The organism is Neorhizobium petrolearium (assembly GCF_017873175.1).
In the GTDB taxonomy this organism is placed as follows: domain Bacteria; phylum Pseudomonadota; class Alphaproteobacteria; order Rhizobiales; family Rhizobiaceae; genus Neorhizobium; species Neorhizobium petrolearium.
Genome location: NZ_JAGGJW010000046.1, coordinates 1 through 3,025 on the forward strand (window position 1 = coordinate 1; position 3,025 = coordinate 3,025).

Consider the following 3,025-nt stretch of genomic DNA (forward strand, 5'->3'; position numbering starts at 1 on the left):
CGTCAAACGCAAGATGAGCAACTTTCCCCTGCGACGACGAACCGATCCACCACTGCCGCCAATCGATATCAAACAAGCCATCAAAATCATTAACTGTATGCCTGCGGCGAAGGCCGTCTGTCTTGACTTGGTGATTAGCTCTAAGTCCATGGCTTATGTCATGCACTACAGTGATTTCCCCCATTGAGCTTTTGTCTGTCGACGATTTTGGTCGCCGACGGGATTGGTCGGATGAAGAAAAGGTTCGGATCGTCGAGGAGAGCCTGCAAGGGTTTCGGCAGGGCTCGGTGACGGCGCGGCGTTATGGATTGTCGCGGTCACTGTTGACCCGTTGGCGTCGGGAATACCGAAGCGGGCTTCTGAACGTTTCCGCGTCAACGGGCTTCGTGCCGCTTGCGATTTCGCCACCGCCGGCGGCATCTTTCGCGATGGCCTCACCGCCGCTGCCTGAAGACGACAGGACGATCGAGATCGGCCTGCCGAACGGCCGACGGCTGACGATCCCGGCCTCGCTGGATCCGACCATCCTTGCCCGGCTGTTGCCGGTCCTGGATGCGTCATGATCGCCTTTCCGGCTGGGGTGAAGGTATGGATCGCGGGTGGTGTGACGGACATGCGCTGCGGCATGAACAGCCTGGCGCTGAAGGTGCAACAGGGTCTTGGCCGCGATCCTCATGGCGGCGAAGTCTTCTGCTTCCGGGGTCGCAAGGGTGATCTGATCAAGGTTCTGTGGCACGACGGGATCGGCATGTCGCTTTACCTGAAGCGGCTTGAAGCCGGAAAGTTCATCTGGCCGGTCAGTCAAAATGGCTCCGCCGTGCCAGTGTCGGCGGCGCAACTCGGCTATCTTCTGGAAGGGATCGACTGGCGCAATCCACGCTGGACGCAGCGACCTGCAACGGCAGGATAGTCGCATCGTTCCACTGTTTTTGTTGGGCTTTCTGTGGTTCCATGGTAGCTTTCGGCCATGGATGATGCTGCGTCGGAGATAGCCAGATTGCGCGCCGCGCTTGCGGCATCGGAAGCGCGTGCCACGTCTGCTGAGGCCGATCTCGCGCAGGTGCGCGCCGTCGTGACGACGTCGGAGGCGGTGATCCGGCACCTCAAGCTCGAGATCGCAAAGCTGCGCCGCGAGCAGTACGGCCAGAGCTCGGAACGGCGCGCCCGGCTGATCGACCAGATGGAACTGCAGCTTGAGGAACTCGAGGCCGATGCCACCGAAGACGAGATCGCGGCGGAACGCGTGGCGGAGAGGATCACAAGTGTCTCCGCCTTCGAACGCCGTCGGCCCGCCCGCAAGCCGTTTCCCGAGCACCTGCCGCGCCAACGGCTGATCATTGAAGCTCCTTCGACCTGCACCTGCTGTGGCTCGGCCCGGATCGTGAAGATGGGCGAAGACGTCACCGAGACGCTGGAGGTGATTCCGCGCCAGTGGAAGGTGATCCAGACGGTGCGCGAGAAGTTCACCTGCCGGGACTGCGAGAAGATCAGCCAGCCACCGGCTCCCTTCCATCCGACCCCGCGTGGGTGGGCAGGACCGAACCTGCTGGCGACGATCCTGTTTGAGAAGTTCGGCCAGCATCAGCCATTGAACCGACAGGCCGAGCGCTACGCCAGGGAAGGCGTCGCTCTCAGCCTGTCCACGCTGGCCGACCAGGTTGGTGCCTGCGCGACGGCACTGCAGCCGATCCATGATCTGATCCGTGCTCATGTGCTGGCCGCCGAGCGGCTGCATGGCGACGATACGACCGTGCCGCTCCTGGCCAGGGGCGCAACGAAGCAGGCAAGGTTATGGACCTACGTTCGCGATGATCGTCCCTTCGCGGGCGGCGCGCCTCCTGCAGCACTCTTCCACTTCTCTCCGGATCGGGAAAAGACCCATCCCAACACGCATCTTGCCGGATGGCACGGCATACTGCAGGCGGATGCCTATGGCGGCTACAACGATCTCTATCGTGCGGATCGCCGCCCCGAACCGGTCAAGAGCGCGCTCTGCTGGAGCCATGCGCGGCGCAAGTTCTTCGAACTGGCCGATATCGCCGGCAACGTGCGCAAGGGCAAACCTGCCCACGAGATATCGCCTGTCGCGCTCGAGGCTGTAGCCCGCATCGACGCGCTCTTCGATATCGAGCGGGGCATAAACGGGAAGTCCGTCGAGGAGAGACTGGTAGCGAGGCGGCAGCATGCGCGTCCGCTCGCCGAGGAACTGCACGACTGGCTTATGGCCCAGCGTTCCCAGATGTCGAAGCACAATCCAGTCGCCAAAGCGATCAACTACATGTTCGAGAAGGACGGACGCTGGGAAGCCTTCACGCGGTTCCTCGACGATGGCAGGCTTTGCATCACGAACAATGCGGCCGAGCGCGCCCTGCGCGGGATAGCTCTCGGAAGAAAGGCGTGGCTATTCGCCGGCTCCCAGCGCGGCGGCGAGCGTGCTGCCTTCATGTATTCCCTGATCGTCACGGCTAAGATGAACGATATCGATCCGCAGGCCTGGTTGGCGGATATCCTCGCCCGCATGCCCAACATTCCCGTATCACGACTGCCGGAACTGCTGCCTTGGAACTGGTCCGCCGCTGGCAGCGGCCGACAGATGGCCGCCTGATGGGCCGCCCGACGCATGTCTACACGATCGGCTACGTCGCTGTGCTGATCGGCGAAAACCTCGAACTCATCCAGGAAATCGCCAGCAACTCCGACAATATCGACTATGGCGAGATGATCCATGCCCATGACGGCAGCGAAGAGGGCATCACGACATTCACCGACCGGGGCGTCGAGAGCCTGAAAGAGTTCCTCGCCGACATCCGCACCTGGGAGGGAGGCGTTCGCCAGTTCCTTGCCGACGAGCAATGCGACCAGGAAAAGATCGAGCGCATCATGGCAGACCAGCCAAAATCATAAGCGGTGCGGTCTAAGCCGGATGGATACTTTTGGAGAAACGGTTTGGAGGATTGTTGCGAGCGCGTCATGGATGGCGTTGCGGCTTCTGGCCTGCGCCTCGCGTAGCCGGTGTTTGATCTTG

At 61.8% G+C, this 3,025-nt stretch carries 5 protein-coding genes; all 5 read left to right on the forward strand.

Annotated elements, in window-relative coordinates; all coding sequences use genetic code 11:
- A partial coding sequence (locus J2046_RS33505; protein ID WP_210059112.1) for a hypothetical protein occupies window positions 1–187 on the forward strand: 187 nt, incomplete at its 5' end.
- 4 nt (window positions 188–191) lie between these two features.
- Window positions 192–563 carry an IS66-like element accessory protein TnpA gene (gene tnpA, locus J2046_RS34445; protein ID WP_411828577.1) on the forward strand — a complete coding sequence of 124 codons (372 nt, stop codon included), beginning with the start codon at window positions 192–194 and terminating at the stop codon, window positions 561–563.
- On the forward strand, window positions 560–910 hold the full coding sequence (gene tnpB, locus J2046_RS33515; protein WP_011654616.1) for an IS66 family insertion sequence element accessory protein TnpB: 351 nt from the start codon (window positions 560–562) through the stop codon (window positions 908–910). Before tnpA ends, tnpB begins: the two co-directional genes overlap by 4 nt.
- 57 nt (window positions 911–967) lie before the next feature.
- Window positions 968–2,605, forward strand: coding sequence for an IS66 family transposase (tnpC, locus tag J2046_RS33520; protein ID WP_210059116.1), 1,638 nt, complete (start codon window positions 968–970; stop codon window positions 2,603–2,605).
- Entirely contained in the window at window positions 2,605–2,904 is a 300-nt protein-coding gene (locus J2046_RS33525; RefSeq protein WP_227705922.1) for a hypothetical protein, read from the forward strand. Before tnpC ends, J2046_RS33525 begins: the two co-directional genes overlap by 1 nt.
- Window positions 2,905–3,025: the final 121 nt, after the last annotated feature.

What these genes read in the sequence shown, in the direction of transcription:
- tnpB (WP_011654616.1), top strand. Translation starts at nt 560, where the DNA reads ATGATCGCCTTTCCGGCTGGGGTGAAGGTATGGATCGCGGGTGGTGTG.
- tnpC (WP_210059116.1), top strand. Translation starts at nt 968, where the DNA reads ATGGATGATGCTGCGTCGGAGATAGCCAGATTGCGCGCCGCGCTTGCG.
- J2046_RS33525 (WP_227705922.1), top strand. Translation starts at nt 2,605, where the DNA reads ATGGGCCGCCCGACGCATGTCTACACGATCGGCTACGTCGCTGTGCTG.